This window comes from Martinezella sp. CNPSo 3957, assembly GCF_057784395.1.
The window spans coordinates 270,219-295,141 of record NZ_JBXSOU010000004.1; the positions used below are offsets into that span (position 1 = coordinate 270,219).

The 24,923-nt window shown below is 59.6% G+C and carries 17 protein-coding genes; 8 read left to right on the plus strand and 9 right to left on the minus strand.

The features are described from left to right. Nucleotides 1-11 precede the first annotated feature (11 nt). The 3 genes from AC13QE_RS12680 to AC13QE_RS12690 form a co-directional block, all read right to left on the minus strand. The gene (locus AC13QE_RS12680; protein ID WP_488483934.1) at nucleotides 12-1,562 is read right to left on the minus strand and encodes a sugar ABC transporter ATP-binding protein; all 1,551 of its coding nucleotides are present in this window, start codon (nucleotides 1,560-1,562) and stop codon (nucleotides 12-14) included. A 93-nt stretch (nucleotides 1,563-1,655) separates the two neighbouring features. Beyond that, nucleotides 1,656-2,645: a substrate-binding domain-containing protein gene (locus AC13QE_RS12685; RefSeq protein WP_488483935.1), complete on the minus strand. Its 990-nt coding sequence runs from the start codon at nucleotides 2,643-2,645 to the stop codon at nucleotides 1,656-1,658. A gap of 178 nt (nucleotides 2,646-2,823) precedes the next feature. Next, nucleotides 2,824-3,843 (minus strand): aldo/keto reductase, encoded by a 1,020-nt coding sequence (locus AC13QE_RS12690; RefSeq protein WP_488483936.1) that lies wholly within the window; start codon nucleotides 3,841-3,843, stop codon nucleotides 2,824-2,826. A gap of 246 nt (nucleotides 3,844-4,089) precedes the next feature. On the opposite strand from AC13QE_RS12690, the gene AC13QE_RS12695 reads away from it, so the two are divergent. After that, on the plus strand, nucleotides 4,090-5,001 hold the full coding sequence (locus AC13QE_RS12695; protein ID WP_488483937.1) for a GntR family transcriptional regulator: 912 nt from the start codon (nucleotides 4,090-4,092) through the stop codon (nucleotides 4,999-5,001). A gap of 21 nt (nucleotides 5,002-5,022) precedes the next feature. On the opposite strand, the gene AC13QE_RS12700 is transcribed toward AC13QE_RS12695, so the two are convergent. Continuing rightward, the gene (locus AC13QE_RS12700) at nucleotides 5,023-7,266 is read right to left on the minus strand and encodes a glycoside hydrolase family 2 protein (RefSeq protein WP_488483938.1); all 2,244 of its coding nucleotides are present in this window, start codon (nucleotides 7,264-7,266) and stop codon (nucleotides 5,023-5,025) included. Nucleotides 7,267-7,463: 197 nt separating this feature from the next. Then, nucleotides 7,464-8,366, minus strand: coding sequence for an AraC family transcriptional regulator (locus AC13QE_RS12705; protein WP_112399599.1), 903 nt, complete (start codon nucleotides 8,364-8,366; stop codon nucleotides 7,464-7,466). 210 nt (nucleotides 8,367-8,576) lie between these two features. Here AC13QE_RS12705 and melA (AC13QE_RS12710) point away from each other — a divergent pair, with 210 nt between their 5' ends. The 7 genes from melA (AC13QE_RS12710) (at nucleotide 8,577) to AC13QE_RS12740 (ending at nucleotide 18,952) form a co-directional block, all read left to right on the plus strand. Then, a complete protein-coding gene (gene melA / locus AC13QE_RS12710; RefSeq protein WP_488483939.1) occupies nucleotides 8,577-10,043 on the plus strand; it encodes an alpha-galactosidase in 1,467 nt (488 codons plus the stop codon). A 133-nt stretch (nucleotides 10,044-10,176) separates the two neighbouring features. Beyond that, on the plus strand, nucleotides 10,177-12,264 hold the full coding sequence (locus AC13QE_RS12715) for an ABC transporter substrate-binding protein (RefSeq protein WP_488483940.1): 2,088 nt from the start codon (nucleotides 10,177-10,179) through the stop codon (nucleotides 12,262-12,264). A 159-nt stretch (nucleotides 12,265-12,423) separates the two neighbouring features. Then, a complete protein-coding gene (locus tag AC13QE_RS12720) occupies nucleotides 12,424-13,434 on the plus strand; it encodes an ABC transporter permease (RefSeq protein WP_015343442.1) in 1,011 nt (336 codons plus the stop codon). After that, a complete protein-coding gene (locus AC13QE_RS12725; RefSeq protein WP_488483941.1) occupies nucleotides 13,434-14,561 on the plus strand; it encodes an ABC transporter permease in 1,128 nt (375 codons plus the stop codon). Before AC13QE_RS12720 ends, AC13QE_RS12725 begins: the two co-directional genes overlap by 1 nt. Before the next feature lie 11 nt (nucleotides 14,562-14,572). Next, nucleotides 14,573-16,243 carry an ABC transporter ATP-binding protein gene (locus AC13QE_RS12730; protein ID WP_488483942.1) on the plus strand — a complete coding sequence of 557 codons (1,671 nt, stop codon included), beginning with the start codon at nucleotides 14,573-14,575 and terminating at the stop codon, nucleotides 16,241-16,243. 18 nt (nucleotides 16,244-16,261) lie between these two features. Continuing rightward, entirely contained in the window at nucleotides 16,262-17,632 is a 1,371-nt protein-coding gene (gene melA / locus AC13QE_RS12735) for an alpha-galactosidase (RefSeq protein ID WP_488483943.1), read from the plus strand. A 177-nt stretch (nucleotides 17,633-17,809) separates the two neighbouring features. Beyond that, nucleotides 17,810-18,952 carry a fumarylacetoacetate hydrolase family protein gene (locus AC13QE_RS12740; protein WP_488483944.1) on the plus strand — a complete coding sequence of 381 codons (1,143 nt, stop codon included), beginning with the start codon at nucleotides 17,810-17,812 and terminating at the stop codon, nucleotides 18,950-18,952. An 82-nt stretch (nucleotides 18,953-19,034) separates the two neighbouring features. Here AC13QE_RS12740 and AC13QE_RS12745 read toward each other — a convergent pair whose 3' ends face one another. The 4 genes from AC13QE_RS12745 to AC13QE_RS12760 form a co-directional block, all read right to left on the minus strand. Next, nucleotides 19,035-19,511 carry a cyclic nucleotide-binding domain-containing protein gene (locus AC13QE_RS12745; protein ID WP_015343447.1) on the minus strand — a complete coding sequence of 159 codons (477 nt, stop codon included), beginning with the start codon at nucleotides 19,509-19,511 and terminating at the stop codon, nucleotides 19,035-19,037. A 53-nt stretch (nucleotides 19,512-19,564) separates the two neighbouring features. Then, nucleotides 19,565-22,279, minus strand: coding sequence for an ABC transporter transmembrane domain-containing protein (locus AC13QE_RS12750; protein WP_488483945.1), 2,715 nt, complete (start codon nucleotides 22,277-22,279; stop codon nucleotides 19,565-19,567). Nucleotides 22,280-22,515: 236 nt separating this feature from the next. Beyond that, the gene (locus AC13QE_RS12755) at nucleotides 22,516-23,676 is read right to left on the minus strand and encodes a glycosyltransferase family protein (RefSeq protein ID WP_488483946.1); all 1,161 of its coding nucleotides are present in this window, start codon (nucleotides 23,674-23,676) and stop codon (nucleotides 22,516-22,518) included. Then, complete coding sequence (locus AC13QE_RS12760) at nucleotides 23,658-24,923, minus strand: glycosyltransferase family 4 protein (protein ID WP_488484097.1); 1,266 nt, start codon at nucleotides 24,921-24,923, stop codon at nucleotides 23,658-23,660. Before AC13QE_RS12760 ends, AC13QE_RS12755 begins: the two co-directional genes overlap by 19 nt.

Consider the following 24,923-nt stretch of genomic DNA (forward strand, 5'->3'; position numbering starts at 1 on the left):
TTGTTTATCGTTTAGACGCCAATCGCTTCGCCGAGGACTTCCTCATGCGTTGCCGCGTGGAAATCATGGCTGGCAACCAGCTGGCCGCTACGGAAGACGTGCAGGCGATCGGCCAGCTCATAGACCTCCGGCAGATAAGACGAGATCACGATGATGCCGGCGCCATCACGAAGCAGCTTGGCAAACAGGCGATAGATCTCGGCCTTGGTTCCGACATCGACACCGACCGTCGGCTCATCGAAGATGAAGAGCTTGGCGCCGTGGCTCAGCCATTTGCCAATGACGACCTTCTGCTGGTTGCCGCCGGACATGGCGGAGACCAGAACCCGCCGGCTCGGCGTCTTGATGCTGAGATCGCGGATCTGCTTGTCTGCATTGGCCGCTTCGCTCTTGTTATTGATGATCGGGCCATGGCTCAGCCGCCCGAACACGGGCAAATTGATGTTGAGGCCGATCGGCAGATTGAGACAAAGCCCCTGATCGCGGCGGCTTTCGGGCGCCAATGCGATGCCGAGATCCATCGCGTCGCGTTCGTTGCGGATATCGACCTTGCGCCCCTGCCAGTAGATTTCGCCTGCAGAAAGCGGCTGGCGCCCGTAAAGACCGAGCGCGAATTCGCTGCGGCCGGCACCGATCAGTCCGTAAAGGCCGACGATCTCGCCGGCACGAACGCTGAGCGAAACATTCTCGAAACCGGGGCCGGAAAGGCCGCGGGTCTCAAGGATGGTATCGCCGATCGGGATCTCCTCCTTATGGTAGATCTGCTCGATGGAACGATTGATCATCAGCTTGATCAGCTCGTCCTCGTTGGTTTCGGCGATCGCGCGGGTGCCGACATGCGTGCCGTCGCGCAGGACGGAGACCCGGTCAGCGAGTTCGAACACCTCTTCCATGCGATGGCTGATATAGACGATCGTCACGCCCTCGCTCTGAAGCCGGCGGATCAGCTTGAAGAGCTGCGCCGATTCCTGACGGGTGAGATAGGCGGTAGGTTCGTCGAAAATCAGAAACTGCGTACCGCGCATCGCGGCTCTTGCCGTTGCCACCAGCTGCTGCTGGCCGATCGTGAGCGAGCTCAAGAGTTCGCCGGCCGGCAATCCGAAGCCAAGATCGTCTAGAACGGTCTGCGCCATCGCGACCATCTGCTTCTTGCGCATCAGGCCGAAGCGATTGACTTCATCGCCGAGAAAAAGATTTGCCGCGACCGTCAGGTGCGGGCAGAGCACCACTTCCTGATGAACCGCGTTGATGCCGCGGGCGATCGCCTCGTTCGGCGTTGCGAGCGCAACCGGGTGACCACACCAGAAAATCTCACCCGCCGTTCTCGTGATAACGCCGGTCAGGAGCTTGATGAGCGTCGACTTGCCGGCACCGTTTTCACCGACAATCGCGTGAATTTCTCCTGCGAGAAACGTTATCGTTGCCGGCTTCAGCGCCTCGACGAAACCATAGCGTTTCTGCAGGCCCTTAAGTTCAAGGATGGGCGAACCGGCCGGAATGCGGTTTGCTTCCGTTTTGACGGTGTCGTCGTGCCGATGGCTGATTTCTTCCAGGTTCGTCATGAGGTCTCCTCGCTCTCGCATCGCCACGCGGCCACCTTGGGAAAGCGACCAGACGAAAAGCCGCGCCCGATTTCGCGGGCGCGGCCCTTAGACTTACTTGACCTTCGGGTTCAACAGAGCGTCGATCTTCGGATCGCTCATATTCGCCTTGGTGACGAGATTGGCGCCGGTGTCGACGTTTGCCGGAACCTTCTCTTTCTTCGAGGCTGCAAGCGCCGTCTTGATGCCATCGTAACCCATGCGGTAGGGATCCTGCACCACCAGGCCGGCAAGAACGCCGGACTTCAGGAAGCCGACGGTCTTGTCGTCACTGTCGAAGCCGATGACCTTGATCTTGTCGCCGAGCTTGTTTTCGGCGATCGCCTGGCCCACACCCTGTGCCATAATCAGGTTGGAGGCGAAGACGCCGACCAGTTTCGGATTGGCGGTGATCAGGTCGGTCATGATATTGAGGCCGGTGGTTGCCTGGCCATCCGCATACTTATCGGCAACGACCTTGAGGCCTGGATACTTGCTCTTGACCTCTTCCAGGAAGCCCTGGCGACGCTGGTCGAGAGAGCCGACACCCGGAAGGCTGGTGATGATGGCGATTTCACCCTCTTCCTTGCCGGTAACTCCCTTGACAGCGGCGGCAAGACCGTCAGCGGCAATACGTCCGCCCTGAACGTTGTCGGTGGTCAGGAACGAGATGAAGGATTTGGAATCGGCGGCAGAGTCGATACCAACGACCGGCACGGACTTGGCGGCTTCATCCACAGGCTTGCCGAGCGCCTTGAACTCGGTCGGCGAAATGACGACCGCAGCCGGCTTGCCAGCAACGGCGTTTTCGAGAATGCTGATCTGGCCGTTGATGTCGGATTCCGATTGAGCGCCGAGTTCCGGCACCTTCACGCCGAGATCCTTGCCTGCCTGGCGAGCGCCGGCAAGAACGATCTGCCAGTAGAAGGACGTCGTATCCTTGACGATGATCGGGATGGTCACGTCGGCCGCGAAGGACTGCATAGGCATCGCCATGGCGATGACGGCAGCACCGGCAAGGCCTGTAAAGCTGCGGCGGGACAGAAGTGACTTGGCAATTTTCATCTGCTTCTCCTCTCAAAGCGCTCTATTCTCCTGCACACCCGCCGTTGAACGCTTACGGCTCGGTATCGTCACGCCCTGAGGCATCACGCTTGGCTCGGTGGAACTGCCACTGACGCCAAAACAGGCTTTCCTCCTCTACGAAACCGCCTCTCCGGCCGGCTCGATAGCTCTCAATTTACTAGACTCTCACGGCCTCGTCTCCCAAAGGAGGCGCAACCACAGTCAACCCTTCGAATTCCTCATACAGGCGGTCGGGAAGCCTTGGCTCCATCAGTTGCATGTTGCGAACAAGACTCTCGGGCTTCGCCGTACCGATCAGAACCGAGGCCACGCTGGGACTGCGCAGCGGGAACTGAAGCGCCGGTTGGGCAAGCGGCAGACCGTGCTTGCGGGCAATCTCCTCCATCGCTCCGACCTTGGCCAAAATATCGGGCGTCGCCGGCAGATAGTCGAAATGCGCGCCGGGCACGGGTCCTGTCGCCAGAATGCCGGAATTGAAGACGCCGCCCACGACCAGCGATGTTCCCTTCTTCTCGCAAAGCGGCAGCAGTTCGGCAACGGCTGAACGATCCAGCAGCGTGTAACGGCCGGCAATCAGGATGCAATCGATATCGGCCGCATGCATTACATCCAGGCAGACCGGTATCTCATTGACCCCGAGACCATAAGCCTTGATCGCGCCGGACGACTTCAGCTCCTCAAGAGCTTTCAGCCCGGAGCCTAGAAGCTGGCCGAGATAGTGCTCATTGAGCGCTTTGCCGTGGGTATAGCCGCCGATATCGTGGACATAGAGAATATCGATGCGGTTAAGGCCGAGACGAGCATAGCTGAACTCCACCGAGCGCATGATGCCGTCATAGGAATAGTCATAGTCGGCATCGAAAGGCAGGGGATCGACATAGCCGTAATTCGGCACCTTGTCGGTCAGCACCGGGCGCATGAGGCGACCGACCTTCGTTGACAAAACATAGCTGTCTTCAGGCTGATCACGCAGGAAATCGCCGACGCGACGCTCGCCGAGGCCGAAGCCATACCAGGGCGCAACGTCGAAATAGCGGATGCCGCTGTCCCAGGCTGCCTGCAAGGTCGCCATCGCCTGGTCGCGGGGGCAGGCGCGGTAGAGGCCGCCCAGCGCCGCAGCGCCAAAGCTGATCTCCGTGACCTTAAGGCCCGTCCTGCCGATCGTTCTCGTCTGCATCACCTCTCCCTTGTGATGACGGTCATTTCAATTTCGGTGGCGTTAACGGAGGCTCTCGACATCCATCGCCATTGATTTTGTTTTTTATCTACAATAAACATTTTGGTGTCAACGAGGAAATCATGGGGACCGTCGCGGGAGACGACGGAAACTGCGGTTTCGAGAGAACTCCTGCAATTGACTGCCATCGGGACATGGTTCAGACAGCGCCACCGGCAAAGAGCGGCGACGAGACGTGAGGGGGAAATGGCAAGGCAAAACACGCTCTTCAAGGAAGCCTATAATCGCTATGCGGCCCGCTTGAAGCTCGATACCGAGCTGCCGAGCGAGCCTGAAATCGCAGCCGAACTTGGCGTCAGCCGCAGCACGGCCCGGGCGATCCTCATGCGTCTAAGCGACGCTGGCATCATTCTGTGGAACAAGCGGCAGAAGACGGTGCTTCGCCTGCCGACCCAGGCCGATTTCTTCCCCAAGGAAGAGACCGATTCCCTGCACAATATCATCGAGCGCAGCTTCATGACGCGCATCATGTCCGACGAAGCCCAGCCGGGCATGCAGATCAACGAGCTGGAACTGGCGCGCGAAATCGGCACCGGCACATCCGTCGTTCGTGAATTCCTTATCCGTTTCAGCCGCTTCGGCCTGATCGAGAAGCGGCCGAACAGCCACTGGATTCTCAAGGGCTTCACCAGCGAATTCGCACTCGAGCTTGCCGACGTGCGCGAAATGTTCGAGCTGCACTCGGCGGCCGAGTTCGGCCGCCTGCCGGCCAATCATCACGCCTGGGAGGATCTCAAGGCGATCGAGCAGGAACACTATGAACTGCTTAAAGATTTCGACGCGCACTACCGCGATTTCTCGCGCCTTGACGAAAAATTCCATCTCCTCATCCATCGCGCCTCGAAGAACCGCTTCATAACCGAGTTCTACGACGTCATTGCCATCATTTTTCACTATCATTATCAGTGGAACAAGGCTTTCGCGCGCGAGCGCAATGCCCGCGCCGTGGCGGAGCATCTCGACTACATCGAAGCGCTGCAATCGCGCGACCAGCAAAGGATCGATGCCGCCTGCCGCCTGCACCTTGCCTCGGCGCGACAGACGCTGTTGCAGTCGATCCCGCAAGCCGCAGGTGAAATTGCCGGCTCCGCCGCCTGACGGAAGAGAGCCGGCAGCGCGTTATTTTGCGGTAAAGCTCACGCTTTGGCTGGCAAAGCGCGGAGATGAGACTTCGAGCTTGATCGCACCGGCCTCTCCGGTTGCCTGCAACCAGAAACCCGTGGTCCCGCCCTGGAATGCCACCGTTTCCGGCCCGATGACCTTCGCCGGACCCTCAACCTTGATCGTGATGGCTTCATTGAGGAAAGGAAGACGCGAGCCGGCCTGATCGAGCGCGCGCACGATGACGCGCACCGTATCGCGCTCGCCTGCGCGCAGCGTATCGGCATCGGCTTCTACCTGCAGCGAGGTCGGCAGCGGATTGGCGACCATATGTTGCTGCGCCACCGGCTTGCCGCCGATATAGCCGGTGAAATGCACGTCCTCCCACTCCATGCCCCATACGCCGAGTTCGTCCGGCGTGAAGGCGCGGTGATCGAAAACGACGGGCGGATGCGGTAGATGCGGGAACGTTTCCCGGTCCGGACCGAGACGCTTGGTTAGAGAGCCGTAGCGCAGCTCGACCTCGTCGCAATTGGTGAGCACGATCAGCGGCAGGGCGCCGCCGATATTGCGCTCGCCGCGTGCCCAGATCGTGACCGGCTTCATGACGACCTCTTCGGAGGGCTCGCACTGGCTTGCATAGACATAGGCGGCGAATTTCGGCTCGCGGAACATGTCCATGACGCCATGATAGCAGATGCGGTCGCCCGAGCCGAAATCGCTATGGGTATTATAGTCGAACATGCACCAGCCGATTGCGCCTGAGATCGATGGGTCACCATAGGCGGCATTCAGAACTTCCAGATGCCGGCGCACATGCTCGGCCTGGCGCTGCTCCTGATCGTAGATTTTCGTCGGGTACATATGCCCGCCGAATTCGGTGATCAGATAGGACACGTCCTTGGAAAGACCGGTATTTTCCTGCTGCGGCCTCAGCGGCGTGCGCGGCCGGTTGGCGCCGGGCAATTCCTCATTGCCGAGGATGAAATCATTCATCGTATAGACGTCCTCAAGCATTTCGCTCTCGGTGATGTAACGCACGCCGCCGGTCTGGCGCGTCGGATCGAGTTCGCGTGCCAGACGGTTCGTCTCCGTGTAGAAATCATGCGAATCCTGGGATTCGTTGATACGCACGCCCCAGATGACGATGGACGGATGGTTCCAGTCGCGCTCAATCATCCGGCGCACGTTGCGGATCGATTCCTGCTGCCATTCCTTATCGCCGATATGCTGCCAGCCGGGGATTTCCTCGAAAACCAGCAAACCGATGCGGTCGCAATGATCGAGGAACCATTTCGATTGAGGATAATGCGAGGTGCGCACAATGTTGCATTTCAGTGTACGCTTCATGATCTCGGCATCTCGCTCCTGGGCGGAGCGGCCCATTGCGTAGCCGACATAGGGAAAAGCCTGATGGCGGTTAAGGCCGCGCAGCTTCAGCTTCCTGCCATTCAGCAGAAAACCTTCCGCGGTGAAGCTTGCCGTGCGAAAACCGAAAGTCGCGGCATGACGGTCCGCTCCATGCTCGCTCACAAGCTCCACTTCGGCCGAATAAAGAACGGGATTATCGAGTTCCCAGAGCGAAAGACCTGAAAGGCCGGCAAAGCTGAGCTTCACGCTTTCACCCGAGGTGTCAGCCTGGCCGGAAGCGATGGCCGCGCCGTCGGCAGATCGCAAAGTAACCGTCACTGTACCTTTGAAAGCGAGATTTTGCGGATTGGAGATGTCGCAGCGCACCGTCGCGGATTTATGGTCGGAAAGAACATCCGTCGTCTCGACCTTGATGTTGGCGACGGAGGCGGGCGCAGCAACCTTCAGCCAGACATCGCGATAGATTCCGCCATAGGTGAGATAATCGATCCGGCCGCCGAAAGGCGGGATCTCAGGGTTCTCGCTGCCGTCGATCTTGACCGTGATCAGGTTTTCGCCCTGACGCAGGCGGCCGGTCAGGCGGGCCTCGAACGGCGTGTAGCCATCCTTGTGGGCAACGATTTCCTCACCGTTCAGATAGACGACGGCATCGGCCATGGCCGCATCGAAGATCAGCGATACCTCGCGGCCTGCGAAGGCCTCGTCCCAGTTGACGATTTTCTGATAGGTGAAGGCGCGCTGATAGGATTTCTCATCGAAATAGTTGAAAGGCAGTTCGACGGCCGTATGCGGCAGCGTAACACTCTGTCCTTCCTGCGAGCGACCGGCATCCTCGGGCGAAAACCCTTCATGAAACGTCCAGGATTCATTGAAGGCGACAACAGAACGCATATTCAATCCTATCGATTAAGCCCGTCGCATCGGATGACGAACAGATGTTGCTGGAAAGTCAGGCACGCGGCGAGGCAGGCGGGACGCCGCGGGGCGATATCTATACAGGCCCGCCGCCGTTGCGCAATGCGACCAGTTGGCGGATTTCGATTTTCAAGGCACGCGAGCGATAGCAAGGATGCCGACCTATCACGGATCTATCGGCTCCGCGCGTTCTTCGTCTCCTCGACCGGACTGCGCACGGCGGCATACATGCCTGTCGTGCGGAACTCCGTCGGATTGATGCCGTAGATGCGGCGAAATACCTTGGAGAAATAATTGGCATCGTCGAAGCCCGACATAATCGCGACTTCCTTGACGGGAATGAAGGCAGCCTTCGTCAGCAGCTTCGCCGCGCGCTGCATCCGTTGTTGCAGCACGAATTCCGCCGGCGGCACGCCTTCGCTCTCGGCGAAGACGCGCGAAAAATGCGCGCGGCTGAGACCGCCCACCTTCGCAAGCTCTTCGACCGGCAGCGGCTTGTCGAGATTGGCATTGATGTGGTCGATGACAATCTGCATGACGGAGCGGTCGGCAGCAAAGGCATGCGAGCCGAAGACGTCGTCATAGAGCGCCATGGCGGCTTCATAGGCGATCGCCGAAGCCGAAGCCGGCGTCGTGGCGCCCTTGACGAGCCGAAGGCTGCAATCGGCAAGATGATCGATGGTCGCCTGCTGCAGCTTCAACACCGGACCGGCTGCGGCGAGGATCAGCCGATGGATACGCAGCGCTTCCTCGCCGTTCATGGAAATCCAGAAATATTCCCAGCGCTCCCCCTTCTCCAGCCAATAGCGATGATTATGCGGCACGAGAACGAGCAGCGTATCACCGGCATTAACGCGATAATTGCGGCTTTCATAGCGCAGGCGACCCGTGCCGCTGATCGTGTGCTGTAGCACGGTGAACGGCGTGAGGCCGCGCCGTCGTCCATCCCAATCATAGGGTTCGTCGTCGCGGATTTCATATCCCGCACTGGTCGGCATGGCGTGCAATCGGTGGCGTCCACGCGGCAGGGAAACCGTCCGCATGACCTGTCCGTTATCGATCAATTCTCGCAGCACAAAATTACCCTCAAAAGCATAATAGTTCTCTGTTCGCCTCCGTGATTATAGGCATAATCCCGCCAGAAAACAGCGCATGCTCGCCGGCGAGGAACGGCGAACGGAGGAAAAATCACGATTTCGGCCAGTTTCGCAATCTCTGCGATCATGGACCAAAATGCTGTCGATTTCCCTGCCGCTGCTTATTCGATCGACTTGAAGGTGAGGATCATGAGTTTCAAAATCGCTATTATCGGCGCCGGCAGCGTCGGCTTCACGAAAAAGCTGTTCACCGACATTCTCTGCGTGCCGGAATTCCGCGACGTCGAATTCGCGCTGACCGACGTAAGTGAGCACAATCTGACGATGATCAAGGCGATCCTCGATCGCATCGTCGAAGCCAACAAGCTGCCGACGCGCGTTACCGCGACCACAGATCGCCGCGCGGCACTGTCAGGCGCACGCTATATCATCAGCTGCGTGCGGGTCGGCGGCCTCGAAGCCTATGCCGAAGATATCCGCATCCCGCTGAAATACGGCATCGATCAATGTGTCGGCGATACGATCTGTGCCGGCGGCATTCTCTACGGCCAGCGCAATATCCCGGTCATTCTCGACTTCTGCAAGGATATCCGCGAAGTCGCAGAGACGGGCGCCAAGTTCCTGAACTATGCCAACCCGATGGCGATGAACACCTGGGCGGCGATCGAATACGGCAAGGTCGACACGATCGGCCTTTGCCACGGCGTCCAGCATGGAGCCGAACAGATCGCCGAAGTACTCGGCGCGAAGGACAAGAGCGAACTCGATTATATCTGCTCGGGCATCAACCACCAGACCTGGTTCGTCGATCTGCGCTTCAACGGTCGCAAGATCGGCAAGGATGAGCTGATCGCAGCCTTCGAGGCGCATCCGGTCTATTCGCAGCAGGAAAAGCTGCGTATCGACGTTCTCAAGCGTTTTGGCGTCTATTCGACGGAGAGCAACGGCCATCTGTCGGAATACCTGCCCTGGTATCGCAAGCGCCCTGACGAGATCAACAAGTGGATCGACATGTCGGACTGGATCCATGGCGAGACCGGCGGCTATCTGCGTCATTCCACCGAGACACGCAACTGGTTCGAGACGGAATTCCAGCAGATCCTCGATAGTGCCTCGCAACCGATCGACCCGGCACGCCGCTCCAACGAGCATGCCAGCCATATTCTCGAGGCGCTGGAAACCAATCGCGTCTATCGTGGCCATTTCAACGTCAAGAACAATGGCGTCATCACCAATTTGCCTGCCGATGCCATTATCGAATCGCCCGGCTTCGTCGATCGCTTCGGCATCAACATGGTGGCGGGAATTACTCTGCCGGAGGCATGTGCCGCGACCTGCATATCCTCGATCAACGTTCAGCGCATGTCGGTCCATGCCGCTATCAGCGGCGATATCGACCTCTTGAAGCTTGCCGTCCTGCATGATCCGTTGGTCGGTGCCGTCGCCACACCGGAGGAGGTTTGGCAGATGGTCGACGAAATGGTCGTCGCGGAAGCGCGCTGGCTGCCGCAATATGCCCACGCGGTCGATGGCGCGAAGGAGCGCCTGTCGCAGGGCAAGGTCAAGACGCGCGATTGGAAGGGTGCGGCAAGCCGCAACGTACGCTCGATCGAAGAGTTGCGGGCAGAAAAGGCCGCGCTGAAGCAGGCGGGCTGACGAACAGCAGATCGGAAGACAAGGGCTGCGGCGGCAGAGGGGTGAAATCCCGCCGCAGCCGGCCGTCTTCCGTTTTACGGGAGGAACGCGACGCCTCGAACGGAACGCTCGCGATATTGGGAGAGAGAACAAGATGAGACATTTTCGACCGATCGGCCTTCTCGCCGCATTGACGATTGCCACATCCGCGATCGCCATCAGCGCCTACGCAGCCGAGCCGACAGTGCCGCCCGTTCCGCCGGTTTTCCCGGCTGAGGGCAAGATCAAATATGTCGAGCGCAACTCCATTCTGGAGTTCAAGGCGCTGCCGGAATATCACGAGCCTGCCTGGGTGACGGACAAGTTCGTCAAGACCGGCAAGCTGCCGCCCGTCAAGGATCGCCTGCCGAAAGAGCCACTGGTCTTCAAGACCGGCAACATGCCCGACGGCATCGGCGTCTACGGCGATACCATGCGGCATGTTATCGGAGGCCGGCCGGAGGGCTGGAACTACGGCGCCGGGCAAACCCAGGGCTGGGGCGGCATCGACATCGCCCTTTCGGAGTGCCTGACGCGCACGGCTCCCCTCTTCCAAGTGGAAGCAAAGGATACCGAACCGCTACCGAACCTTGCCAAGGGCTGGGAATGGTCGCCCGATGGTCATAAGCTCACCATGCATCTGATCGAAGGCGCGAAATGGTCCGACGGCGTGCCCTTCAACGCCGATGACATCATGTTCTACTGGGAAGACGAGGTGATCGACCCGAACGTCTCGCCACTCGGCGGCGGCGCATCGCCGGAAGCCTTCGGCGAAGGAACGACGCTGAAGAAGATCGACGATTACACCGTCGAATGGACGTTCAAGGACGCCTTCCCGAAGCAATATCTCTATACGATGGCCTATCCGAATTTCTGCCCGGGCCCGTCGCATATCCTGAAGCCGCAGCACCCCAAATATTCCAAGAACACCTACGATCAGTTCAAGAATGCTTTCCCGCCGGAATATATGAACATTCCGGTCATGGGTGCCTGGGTGCCGGTCGAATATCGCCCTGACGATATCATCGTCCTGCGTCGCAATCCCTACTACTGGAAGGTCGACGAGAAGGGTAATCAGTTGCCCTACCTCAATGAGCTGCACTACAAGCTCTCGACCTGGGCGGATCGCGACGTGCAGGCTGTTGCCGGTTCTGGTGACATTTCAAACCTGGAGCAACCGGAAAATTTCGTCGCTTCGCTGAAGCGCGCCGCACAACCCGATGCTCCGGCTCGTCTTGCCTTCGGCCCTCGCCTCATCGGCTATAACCTGCAGATGAATTTCTCCGCCAATGGCTGGGGCAGCCCCGATCCCCGCGCTCAGGCCGTTCGCGACCTGAACCGCAATGAGGATTTCCGCAAGGCCGTTACGATGGCGCTGGACCGCAAGGCCCTCGGAGAGTCACTGGTCAAGGGTCCGTTCACGGCGATCTATCCGGGCGGTCTTTCTTCCGGCAGCAGCTTCTACGATCGCAATTCCACCGTCTACTACCCGTTCGATCTTACCGCGGCCAAGGCGGAACTCGCGAAGGCTGGTCTGAAGGATACCGACGGCGACGGCATCGTAAACTTCCCGGCGGGCGTCAACGGCGGCAAGGATGTCGAGATCACCCTGCTGGTCAGCAACGACTACACCACCGACAAGAGCCTGGCCGAAGGCGTCATTGGCCAGATGGAGAAGCTCGGGCTGCGCGTCATCATCAATGCGCTCGACGGACCCAAGCGTGACGATGCCAATTACGGCGGCCGTTTCGATTGGATGGTTCGGCGTAACACTACGGAGCTCGCTTCGGTTGTCCAGAATACGGAGCAGCTTGCACCTGTCGGTCCGCGCACGAGCTGGAATCACCGTGCGGGTGCGGATGGCACGGTCGATCTCATGCCCTTTGAAAAGGACATGGTGGATGTCGTCAGCAAATTCACGACATCGAAGGACAATGACGAACGCGTGGCTTTGATGAAGCAGTTCCAGAAGATCTCGACGGGACACCTCTACAATATCGGTCTGACCGAATATCCAGGTGCACTGATCATCAACAAGCGCTTCTCCAACGTTCCTCCGGGCACGCCGATCTTCCTGTTCAACTGGGCAGAGGACTCGATCATCCGCGAGCGCCTTTGGGTCGCAGCCGACAAGCAGGGCAAGTACGAACTCTTCCCAGAAGAGCTTCCGGGTGCGCCTGGCAGCGCCGGTCCGATCAAGTAAGGTCGCATGAAATGCCCATGGCAGCCGGTATGATGCCGGTTGCCATGAGGCTTGAAACATCCAGCGATCAGCTGTCGCCGGGATAGAATTGAACCGCTGGCGTATATCAATCCCGATGGGACGAGACCGCCGACAGCATCAAGAGAAGCGAACCGTTCTATGTTACGATTCCTGCTCGTGCGAATAGCCTCCGCCATTCCCGTGCTCTTCATCCTGAGCGTGGTGACCTTCGCGATCATTCAGGCACCGCCTGGCGACTATGCCGATTACATACGCTCGCAATTGATGAACCAGGGCGGTGCATCCTTCGCGCAAGCCGATGAGCAAGCACAGATTTACCGCCGCGAACATGGGCTCGACAAGCCGCTGGTCGTTCAATACGTCAACTGGATCGGCGGTATCGTCACCAGGGGCGATTTCGGCTACAGCATGTTCTACAACAAGCCCGTCGCCGATGTCGTTGGAGAGCGCCTGCCGCGGACCTTGGCTCTCGCGCTGGTCTGCCACATCTTCGCATCCGTTCTCGGCATCGGCTTCGGCATATGGGCAGCGACACGGCAATATAGCTGGATCGACAGCCTCCTCTCGGGCATCTCCTTTCTCGGCATGACGGTGCCGCGCTTCCTGATGGCGCTGATCATCGTCTATCTTCTCGTCTTTCAGCTCAATGTGTCGGAGATCGGCAGCTTCTTCTCGCCGCAATATGGCGGCGCGCCCTGGTCCTGGGCCAAGTTCGTCGATCTGGTCAGGCATGTCTGGCCTGTCGTTGCGATCGCGACCTTCGGCGGCCTTGCCTACAATATGCGCGTCATGCGCGGCAATCTTCTCGACACGCTGAATGCTCAATACGTGGAGACCGCGCGGGCGAAAGGCCTTTCGGGCGGCGCCGTCGTCATGCGCCATGCGGTGCCGAATGCGCTGCATCCGCTCGTCATGTATCAGGGCGTCGTCCTACCCTACATGCTGACCGGTGAGATCGAGACCGCCATCATCTTCACGCTACCGACCGTCGGCCCGGCCATCGTCGGCTCGATGGCGATCGGCGACGTCTATGTGACGGCAACCTTCATGATGGTGCTTTCGGCCACCCTCATCATCGGCAATATCATCGCCGATATGCTGCTCGCGCTGCTCGATCCGCGTGTCCGTCAACAGGGAGGAATACACTGATGCTGGCCTTCAGCAACTCCCCGCCGCCGCCGGAAGAAAAGATCCAGCACAAAAGCGGCAATGAAAGCTATATCGCACTGGTCTGGCGGCGCCTGAAGCGCTCCTGGACGGGCATGAGCGGTCTCGTTCTCGTCATCCTGCTGCTGCTGATGGCGATCTTTGCCGAATTCGTCGCGCCTCTCGATCCGACGGCGACCGATACCGGCTTTGCACCGCCACAGGTCATCAGTTTCCATGACAAGGACGGCAACTTCGTCTTTCTGCCCCGCGTCTACGCGCTTGCCGAGACGACGGATCTCGATCCGGTCACCTTCCAGCCGATCGTCGGGCCGGACTATGACCACCCGCGCCTGCTCGGCTTCTTCGTCAAGGGTGATCCCTATTATTTGTTTGGCCTGATCCCCGGCGACCGGCACCTGTTCGGCGCGACCGACGGCGGTCCGGTTCATTTCCTCGGCACCGACAAGTTCGGGCGGGATGTGTTGTCGCGCGCCATCTATGGTTCACGCATCTCGCTGATGATCGCCTTGACCGTGGTGTCCATTGTCACCATCGTCGGCACGACGATCGGCATGATCTCCGGTTATTTCGGTGGTACGGTGGACGCCTGGATCCAACGCTTCGTCGAGGTCGTGCTGGCTTTCCCGCAAGTGCCGCTCTATCTGGCGCTGACCTCCCTGATCCCGGTGACTGCGCCTACGAACGTCTTCCTCGCCTTCGTCATTATCGTGATGTCGGCGCTCGGCTGGGCACAGATGTCCCGCGAGGTTCGCGGCAAGACGCTGGCTCTGGCGCGGATCGAGTATGTTCGCGCCGCAATGGCGGTGGGGGCAACCGATTGGCGTATCATCCTGCAGCACATCCTGCCGAACGTCATGAGCCATGTCATCGTCGCGGTGACACTTGCAATCCCGAGTGTGGTTCTGCTGGAATCCTTCCTCGGCTTCCTGGGTTTTGCCGTCAAGCCGCCACTGATCTCATGGGGTCTGATGCTACAGGATACCTCGACCTATTCGGTCATCGGCTCCTATCCCTGGATCCTCTCGCCCGTCGCCTTCGTTCTCGTCACCGTCTTCGCCTTTAATGCGCTCGGCGACGGCCTGCGCGACGCAATCGACCCCTATTGAGGAGAACGGATATGGCTCTCGCACTCGTCAATCCCTATGCTCCCGACACCAGGCACGATGCCGGCGAAAAGACCACCTCGCCCGTCATCGACGCCCGTAATATTGCCGTCAAGTTCAAGGTCGAGGACGGCATGGTCGATGCCGTCAAGGACATCACCTTCCAGCTTTATCGCGGAGAAACCATCGCGATCGTCGGCGAATCCGGCTCCGGAAAATCGGTAACGGCCCGAACCGTCATGGGCCTCCTGACCAAGCGTGCCGTGGTCTCAGACAAAGCCGCCGTTCATTATGACGGCAAGAACGTGCTGAAATTTTCGGAGAAGGCGCGGCGGCAGCTGCGCGGCGACCGCATCTCGATGATTTTCCAGGAGCCGATGAGCTCGCTCAACCCGATCTACACGATCGGCAGCCAGATCGTCGAAGCGATACGGGTGCATCGCAAAGTCAGCCGCCGCGATGCCGAAAAGCGCGCGCTCGATCTTCTGAAGCAGGTGCAGATCCCCGATCCGGAAGCGCGGCTGAAACAATATCCGCATCAGCTCTCGGGTGGACAGCGGCAACGCGTGATGATCGCCATGGCGCTCGCCAACGATCCGGACGTGCTGATCGCCGACGAGCCGACGACGGCACTCGACGTCACGGTGCAGGCGCAGATCCTCAATCTCATCCGCGACCTGCAAAAGCAGCTCGGCATGGCGGTCATCCTGATTACCCACGACCTGACCGTGGTGCGCCAGTTCTCCGACTATGTCTATGTGATGCAGCATGGCGAGATGCGCGAGCACAATACGACCGAAGCGCTCTTTGCCAATCCGCAGCATCCCTACACGCGGCATCTGCTGACATCAGAGCCGCGCGGACATGCGAAACCGCTGCCGCCGAATTGCGACACCGTGCTCGAAGGCAAGTCCGTCAAGGTAGCCTTCATGCTGCGTCACGGCAGCTTCTTCAAGCCCGACATGCGCGAACTCGTCGCCGTCGGCGGACTCAATCTTCAGCTGCGCCGGCACGAGACGCTCGGCCTTGTCGGTGAATCCGGCTCGGGCAAGACCACCTTCGGCCAGGCGCTACTGCGCTTGATCGATACCGATGGCGGCGAGATTTTCTTCGACGGGCAACCGATCCACGGCCGGTCGCGCGCCCAAATGCGGCCCTTGCGCTCGCGCATGCAGATCGTCTTTCAGGATCCTTTCTCGTCGCTCAATCCGCGCATGACCATCGGCCAGATCATTTGCGAGGGGCTGATTGTCAACAACCTCGGCGCCAACAAGGCCGAGCGGCTGGACCGCGTCAAGGAAGCGCTCGTCAGCGCGGGCATGCCGGCCAATATTCTCTCGCGCTTCCCGCACGAGTTTTCCGGCGGCCAGCGCCAGCGCATCGCGATTGCCCGCGCCATCGCGCTCGAGCCGGAATTCATTCTTCTCGACGAGCCGACCTCGGCCCTCGACCTTTCCGTCCAGGCCCAGATCATCGACCTCCTGCGCAAGCTGCAGGACGAGCGGGGTCTGAGCTATCTCTTCATTTCCCACGACCTCAAGGTCGTCCGCGCCCTTTGCCATCGCGTGATCGTCATGCAGCACGGCAAGATCATGGAGGAAGGGCCAGTCGAAGAAGTCCTATCGCATCCCAAGACGGCTTACACCGAACGCCTTGTCAGAGCGGCGTTCGAGGTGGCTTCATAGCATTCAGGAGATTTTGACATGACAGGCACTCCCAAGATCACCTTCATCGGAGCCGGCTCGACCGTTTTCATGAAGAACATCATCGGCGACGTCTTGCAGCGCCCTGCCCTGGCAGGAGCCAGGATCGCGCTGATGGACATCAATCCGCAGCGGCTGGATGAAAGCGCCATCGTTGCTCGCAAGCTTGCCTCGACGCTTGGCGCTCCGGCCACGGTCGAGACCTTTACCGACCAGCGCAAGGCGCTTGACGGCGCACATTTCGTCGTCGTCGCCTTCCAGATAGGCGGCTATGAGCCCTGCACGGTCACCGATTTCGAGGTTCCAAAGAAATATGGCCTGCGCCAGACGATCGCCGACACGCTCGGCGTCGGCGGCATCATGCGCGGCCTACGCACGGTTCCGCATCTGTGGAAGATCTGCGAAGACATGCTCGCCGTCTGCCCGAATGCGATCATGCTGCAATATGTGAACCCGATGGCGATCAACACCTGGGCGATCGGCGAGAAGTACCCAACGATCAGGCAGGTCGGCCTTTGCCACTCCGTGCAGGGTACGGCCATGGAATTGGCGCATGATCTCGACATTCCCTATGACGAGATCCGCTATCGTTCCGCCGGCATCAACCACATGGCCTTCTATCTCGAATTCGAACACCGCCAGCCCGATGGTTCCTACCGCAATCTCTATCCGGATCTCGTGCGCGCCTATCGCGAAGGACGCGCACCGAAGCCCGGCTGGAACCTGCGTTGCCCGAACAAGGTGCGCTACGAGATGCTGACCCGCCTCGGCTATTTCGTCACCGAAAGCTCCGAGCATTTCGCCGAATACACACCCTACTTCATCAAGGAGGGCCGCGAGGACCTGATCGAGAAATTCGGCATTCCGCTGGACGAATATCCGAAGCGCTGCATCGAGCAGGTAGCGCGCTGGAAGAACCAGGCGGAGGAATATCGCACGGCGGAAAAGATCGAGGTCAAGCAATCGAAGGAATATGCCTCCTCGATCATCAATTCGGTCTGGACCGGCGAACCCTCCGTCATCTACGGCAATGTCCGCAACAACGGCTGCATCACCTCATTGCCATTCAATTGCGCGGCCGAAGTCGCCTGCCTGGTCGACGCCTCCGGCATCCAGCCGACCTATGTCGGCGACCTGCCGCCACAACTGACGGCCTTGATCCGCACGAATATCAACGTGCAGGAACTGACGGTAAAGGCTCTGATGACAGAGAACCGCGAGCACATCTATCACGCCGCGATGATGGACCCGCATACGGCAGCAGAACTCGATCTCGATCAGATCTGGTCGCTCGTCGACGAATTGCTGGCAGCTCATGGCGACTGGCTGCCGGAATGGGCCCGCGGCAATCGCAAGGTTCAGGCCGCCTGAAGCCACTCTCCCGGCTTGCGGCCCAAAGGCCTCGCGGTGTTGCCGCGAGGCCTTCCATTTTTACCGCACCGGAGAAAATGAAAATCCAAAACGCGGGCGAATATCGCCTCGATAACCCATGGCAAAGCACCCTCGCCTGGGTTAGAAAACACACGCAGTTTGGAGGAGACGAACGACATGGCGAGCTCAGACACATTCACCACCGGAACCTTTGTCGGCCGCATCTGGCGCCCGGATGTGGAAGGCCCTTCCCTCGTCACCGTTCGCGATGGCACGCTCTATGACATCACCTCGAAGGATGCGCCGACCATGCGCGACCTGCTGGAGAAGGACGACCCGGTCGCTTTCGTGCGCGCGCAAAAAGGCGAGGCCGTCGCAAAGCTTGATGATTTGCTGGCTGCCAGGGCTGATGCCGCATCCGTCCATCTTCTCGCGCCCATCGATCTGCAGGCGATCAAGGCCTGCGGCGTGACCTTTGCCCGCTCGATGCTGGAGCGCGTCATCGAGGAGCGCGCAGCCGGCAATCCGGATCTTGCCGAAGCGATCCGCGGCAAGGTGACGGCGCTGATCGGCGACAGCCTGCGCAACTTGAAGGCCGGCTCACCGGAAGCCGCCAAGGTCAAGGCAGCGCTGATCGAGGAAGGTGTCTGGTCGCAATATCTCGAAGTCGGCATCGGGCCGGATGCGGAAGTCTTTTCCAAATCGCAGGTCATGTCCTCCGTCGGGCAAGGCGCGGATGTCGGCCTGCATCCGATCTCCAAATGGAACAATCCCGAGCCGGAAATCGTGCTTGCCGTCGATAGCCAGGGCCATGTGAAGGGCGCCACCCTTGGCAACGACGTCAACCTGCGCGATGTCGAAGGCCGGTCTGCGCTATTGCTCGGCAAGGCGAAGGACAACAACGCTTCCTGCTCGATCGGGCCTTTCATCCGCCTGTTCGACGACACCTACACTCTCGACGACGTTCGCAACGCCGATCTCGACCTCAAGGTCGAAGGCGATGACGGCTATGTGCTGCATGGCCGCTCGTCGATGAAGGAAATCAGCCGCGATCCGCTCGATCTCGTCTCGCAGACTATCGGCCGTCATCATCAGTATCCCGATGGCTTCGTGCTGTTCATGGGAACGCTTTTCGCCCCTGTCGAGGACCGCGACACGCCCGGCCAAGGCTTCACTCATAAGGTCGGCGACATCGTCACCATCTCGAACGACAAGCTAGGATCGCTGAAGAACCGCGTGCTGCTGTCGACCGAATGCGCGCCATGGACGTTTGGCGCCTCGCATCTGATGCGCAATCTTGCCCGGCGTGGATTGATCTGAAACGCCAGCTACCGAGCGCGAGGCTATAGACACGTGTCCGACACCGGCTTGTAAGCCGGAGTGCGCGCCAGAGATCAAGATCTCAATGGGTAGACATCGACTGTGGCTGGTTGAGGCGGCTGCGGACTGCGGTCAGTTCCGAGGTCGTGTGGTTGAGGCGATCTGCCAGCACGCGCATGATCTCGACGGCCATTTCCGGGAAATCGCTGAGCAGCTTCAGGAAATGCTCCTTGCTGATCTTCAACGCCTCCAGCCTGGAAGTCGCTTTCACCGTGGCTGTACGGGAGACATCGCAGAGGATGGCGATCTCGCCAACGATGGAATTGAGGTCGACTTCGGCAACCTTGATCTCGCCGGCCGGGCTATCGACGAGAATATCAGCAGTCCCTGAAAGAACAACATAGGCCGCGTCGCCTTGATCACCCTGATGAAACAGGGTTTGGCCAGCATTGTAGCTGACCCGATCGGACGTAAACGCCAAGAGTTTCAATTTTGCGGGTGCGATGCGCGAAAAAATCGGCACCCGCTTCAGCATTTCAACTTCGTCCTTCAGAAGCATGAGCTTCGATACCCCCAGTGTTCGGCCCCAGACGCCACTGTCGAGATAGGATATTACGATAACAGTTCTTTGAACATACCGTTTTTCTCTAAAAGATCGGTGGTAGAGCCGTTTTCGACGAGACTGCCGTGATCGAAAACCAGCACACGGTCGAACAATTCGGCAAAACTGGGGTTGGAGAGAACCCATATGATCGCCGGCGCATAGTCGCCGCTATGGAGTTCGCCCAGAATGGCCCTCGCGATCTGATCCTGGACGCGATGGTCGAGCGCCGGCAGTGGGCGATTGCAGATGATGTAATCGGCACGTTTCAAAAGGGCGCGACCGAGATTGAGTTTCTGGCGCTGCACGTTTGTCAAGCGCTTGCCGCCCGAGCCGACGTCGAAATCCAGCCCGATCGACAGAACGCCGTCATGCATGCCGAGACGCCCGAACACATCATACATGATCTGGTGGATGCGCTCCGGCGCATTCGCCTGCTGATGCGCGATGCGACCGAACAGCACGTTATCCATCAGGGTTGCCGACGCAGTGAAGCGCTCCGGATCGTAGCGCTCGATGACCTTGGCAAGGTCGGCTGGAATATTCTCGTAGAACTTCGCGCGCGCCTGCACGATCTTTTCCATAAGCACCTGCGTCAGGAGACCAAAGCGGTGACGCGGCTCGATATAGGAGAAGCTCAGGCGGATGATGGCCGCACGCTCGTCGTCGTTAGCCGCCTCATAGCCCTTGCCGTTCAGCTTCTGTAGTAGGGCCTCATAGGTCGGGATGTCCTCCGCCGTCATGAAGGTCAGCTGCTGGAAGAACGGATGGTCGGGCGGCAGATCCGTGAAGAGTTCGACTGCGTTTTCGGCGATTTCCAGGCCCATATCGTACAAATCGGATACCAGACCCGTTTCGTCGAATATCTGCCGGAAATAGGGATGAGCCGCCAGTTTGCGATTGGTCATCTGCGGCCGTTTCAACGTACCAAAAAGCAGATTTTCACCGACCGTCGCCTGCGGATTGTAAGCATCGAACTCGAAGGGAACCACGAGATCCTCGAGCTTTTCCTCCTCAAGCCGGGACCGCAATGCCTGCCGCAATTCGACGATGCGCGACGTCAGATCCTGGTGTGTGGCCGCATCGACATTCGAGCGCAAGGCCATGTCGAAAATATCCTGCGACATGGCGACGGCATCGAGAACCGGACGGATTGCGGAATAGATATCATCCGGCCCCGTTGCGCCGGCGGCAGCATAATCTACCCAGTCGCTATTGAGATCGAATTCCGGATTGGCCGCACGACGCGCCTCGGCCATGCTCCATTTGACCTTTGCCGCCTCATCCTCGCTATAGACGGGGGCAGCGAGTGGCGCATGCTTGAGACCATATAGGAGATTGCTGCGCAAAGTGCCGTGAAAGAAAAATGTTTCGGAGGAGGCGTAGGCGATGCGTCGCCCGATGAGGGATTCCGGCAGTTCCAGAATATCGTGGCCGTCGATCGAGATGCGGCCGCTATCCGGCCAGGTCAGGCGGCCGAATGCCTCTGCAAGATATTCGCCGCCCGCGCCGCTCTCGCCAACAATCGCCACCCTTTCGCCGGGATGAATTTCAACCGAAACGTGATCCAGCACGCGCGCACCGCTGTCATCGACGATGGTGACGTTGGTTGCGACGAGAGAATGGGTTATGCGGGCCGCCGGTGCGGGCGAAATCGCCTGGATTTTCGGATCGATCAGATGGTCGACGCTGAACTGTTCGACCACCTGGTTGTATTTCACCTGAACGTCCTGACGCGACTGATCCCAGTCGATCAGCTCCTTCAGCGGCCCTGGCAGATCCTTGTAGGCATTGATGACGGCGACGAGCTGACCGATGTCCAGGCGCCCCTGCAGCGCCAGGAAACCGCCGATCAGGTAGAACAGAAACGGCGTCACCTGAGCGAGGAAGTTATTGATGAATTTGACCAGGAACTTCCACTGGTAGAGATCGTAGCGGATCGAGAAGATCAACCCGAGCCGGTGCGCAATATCGGCGCGCTCCAGGTTCGTCGTATCGTTAGCATGGATGGTGCCGATGCCATCGACGATTTCGCCGACGCGGCCGGAAAGCTCGCGTGCCGTCAGCTGCCGCTGGCGCCCGAGTTCCAGAAGCCGCTTGCGCATGCGCGGAATGACGATCGCCTGTACGGCGACAATTGCCGCGGCGATCATGCCGAGCCAGAAATTCTGCATGATGATGAAGACGAGCGCCGTCACCGCCTGGCCGCCGAGAAGCGCCGGCTGCACGAAGGCATCGCCGGTGAAGCCGCCCATCGGCTCCACCTCATCCTTGATCATGGTGGCGATTTCGGCGGGCTTGACCCGCTTGAAATGGGACGGCGGAAACCGCAACACGCGGTCGATCAGCTCGAATCGGATACGACGGAGCATGCGCTCGCCGAGCCGCCCCTTGTAGGTATTGATATAGAGCTTGAAGAGGCCGTTGAGCACGACAAGCGCCAGAAATACCATGCTCAGTGCAACGAGCATCGACATGCGTGTCAGCTGCACGCCCTGGAAAATTTCGATGTGGCCGATGAGCGGCACATTGAAGGCGATGTGCATGAAAGTCTGCGTGTCGCCAGGATGTTCGAAACCCTTGCCCTGGATAGGCCCGTTGACGATCTGCTTCGGCAAGTCGAAGGACAGGAAGTACGGGATCATCGAGGCCGCGACGACGAGCAGTATCCAGATCTGCTCCAGCCGGGTATTCGACCAAATGTAGCGTGCTAGGCTTTTTTCCATTGCTTACTGCAGGCTTTCAAATTCAACGCCCAGCACCGGCGTGATGCCGGCACCAATGTTGCAGAGATGCGGGAAGGTTTCGTTACGGATACGTGGCCCCATATGTGAAAAGGGACGACGCCCGGTCTTCGTCCACGCTCCTCCCGATTCATCGATTTTTCGATTTATATCACAAGATTGCGGGAATCCAGGAAGATAAAACGACAGGATGTCTCCAATATCAGCCGCACAGGCGTCTACCTGCCATCACGCAGAATGGCAGATGTTCTGGCGGCACCGCCGAGATCTATATCCGGGTTGCCTGGCTTGGGGCACGATAGCGCCGTCTTCACGGCGTCGACCAGCATATCCGTCGTCAATCCTGCCTCCGGCAGGGCCAAGGCCAGCCCCAATCTCTCCAGCCGTTCGGCCCTGACGGACTGCTCCGTCTCGCCGCCGGCAGTGAAAGGGACCAGAATGGCGCGGCAGCCGGCCACCAGAAGATCACCGACCGTATTATAGCCGGCCTGCGAAATCGAAAGCTCGGCGCCACGCAAAAGGGAGGGAAAATCCTTGCGGAAGCGAACGAGCTCGACATTGCCAGGCGCATCCATGGCGAGATCGGCGTAATCCTGCTCCGGCAGGTTCGGCCCGGCAATCAAGAGCCAGCGGCGATCGCTCGCCACGCGGCTTGCCGCTTCCAGCGAGGCGCGGATGAGATCGCGACCGACAGCACCGCCGCCGGCCGAAACGACGATGTCGAAGGTTTCGACCGGTTCCGGCGGCAAAGCGGGTGCGACAAGACCTGTATAGATGATCTTGTCGGCGATTGCCTCGGTCAGGGGAAAGGTCTCCTCCAGCCGGACAAAATGCGGATCGCCGTGAACGAGCACGCCATCGAAATGATTACGCAGGAGCCCGATCGTCTCTTCGTCGCGGCCCGGTTTCTTCTGCTGCTGCAAAATATCGCGCACCGAGGTGTAGAGCCTCGGCTTCGGATCGGCTTCAGAAATGGCATCGAGCAGCGGCAGGAGCTCGAAACGCATCTGCCTGCGGCCGAAGGGAAAGGCCTCGATAACAACGACATCGGGTGCAGCCTGCCGGAAGGCCTCGAGAAGAAGATCCCGCCGGCGGGACAGAAACTCTTCGCCGACCGGCTTGCCTGACTGATCGGCGAGGCCGGAAAAACCGGCACTGCTGGCAACCACGGCCGGCAACGTCACCGAGGTGACATCCGCGCCGGGAAATCCGTTGACCGGCACGCCACCGGTGACGACCGTCACCTGGCAGCCGTCTTTCGCCAGCGCGCTGGCAATGCGGCTGGCCCGCGCCAGATGGCCAATACCGAGCAGATGCTGAACGTAGAAAAAGACCCGCAAGGGTTGGCTATGCGGGGCCGTCACGCGGATTTCCGCCATTGATCTTCTTTCTGCCATTGCGCCTCGAACAGCCCGGTCAGCTGCCGGATGCTCGCGTGATAATCGAAATGTTCGCGCACCCGCCTTTCGGCCGCCTCGCCCAGCCTGTGGCGCTGCGCCGGGTTGCGAATGGCGGATTCCAGCGCCACGGCAAGTGCCTGCGGATCCTCCGGGGGAACGACGAGACCGTTCGTACCATCTTCGAGTAGTTCGGGGACGCCGGAAATATTGGTGGAGACGCAGACAAGACGCTGGCTCGAGGCCTCGACGAGCACATTCGGCAGCCCGTCACGATCGCCGTCGGCGGCCACTCGACAGGCGAGCGCGAAGATATCGGCCTGACGATAATGGGCGAGCACCTCTTCCTGTGCCAGCGCGCCCTTCCAGGTGATGCGATCGGCAATCCCGAGCGTATCGGCCAAGACTTTCAATTTCGCCAGACCGTCACCGCCGCCGATATGAGTGAAACGCCACTTGAGGTCGCCGGGAAGCAGCGCCAGCGCCTTCAGCAGCACGTCGTAACCCTTCTTCTCGACTGCACGACCGACACTGAGAAGGAAAGCGGGATCGGAAGCGTCGCTGCCATCGCGGCCAGAATGTTCGCCGGCGAAAGGATCGAAGCGATCGAGATCCAGGCCGTGATAGCTCAGATAGACCTTGTCGCCCGCCCCGATCAGATCGCGCATATGCTCGAAACCGGTACGCGTGCAGGTCACAGTCCAGCGGGCGCGGCCGAGTTTTTCCGAAAGCTCCCAGTCGGGCGACGTCCAGATGTCCTTGGCATGCGCCGAACACGTCCAGGGGATACCGGTCATGATGCTGGCATAGGAGGTTACCGAGGCCGGCGTGTGGATAAAGTGCGCATGCAGCCATTCACCGCCGTCAGGCCATTCATGCGCCAGCACCAATGCCTGACCGAAGCGCCGCACGCGGTTCGGTGTGATATCCCGTTTGAGATCGGCCCAGAACTGCTTCAGGAGCGGCTTGAACCCGGGCTTGCCGATGCCGGCAAAGAAGGCGCGAAGCACTCTCAGCGGTTCGTCGTGCAGATATTCCGGCAGATAGACCACGCGCGCCTTGATCTCGTCATGGACAGGATGGCGCTTCTTATCAGTGGGTTTGCGCATCGAGATCAGCGTCAGGTCGAAGCCAGCCTTCTCCAGGCCGAGCAGCTCTTGCGCAATGAAGGTTTCCGACAGGCGCGGATAGCCTTTCAGGACCACCAGTATTTTCTTCCGCATCGACAG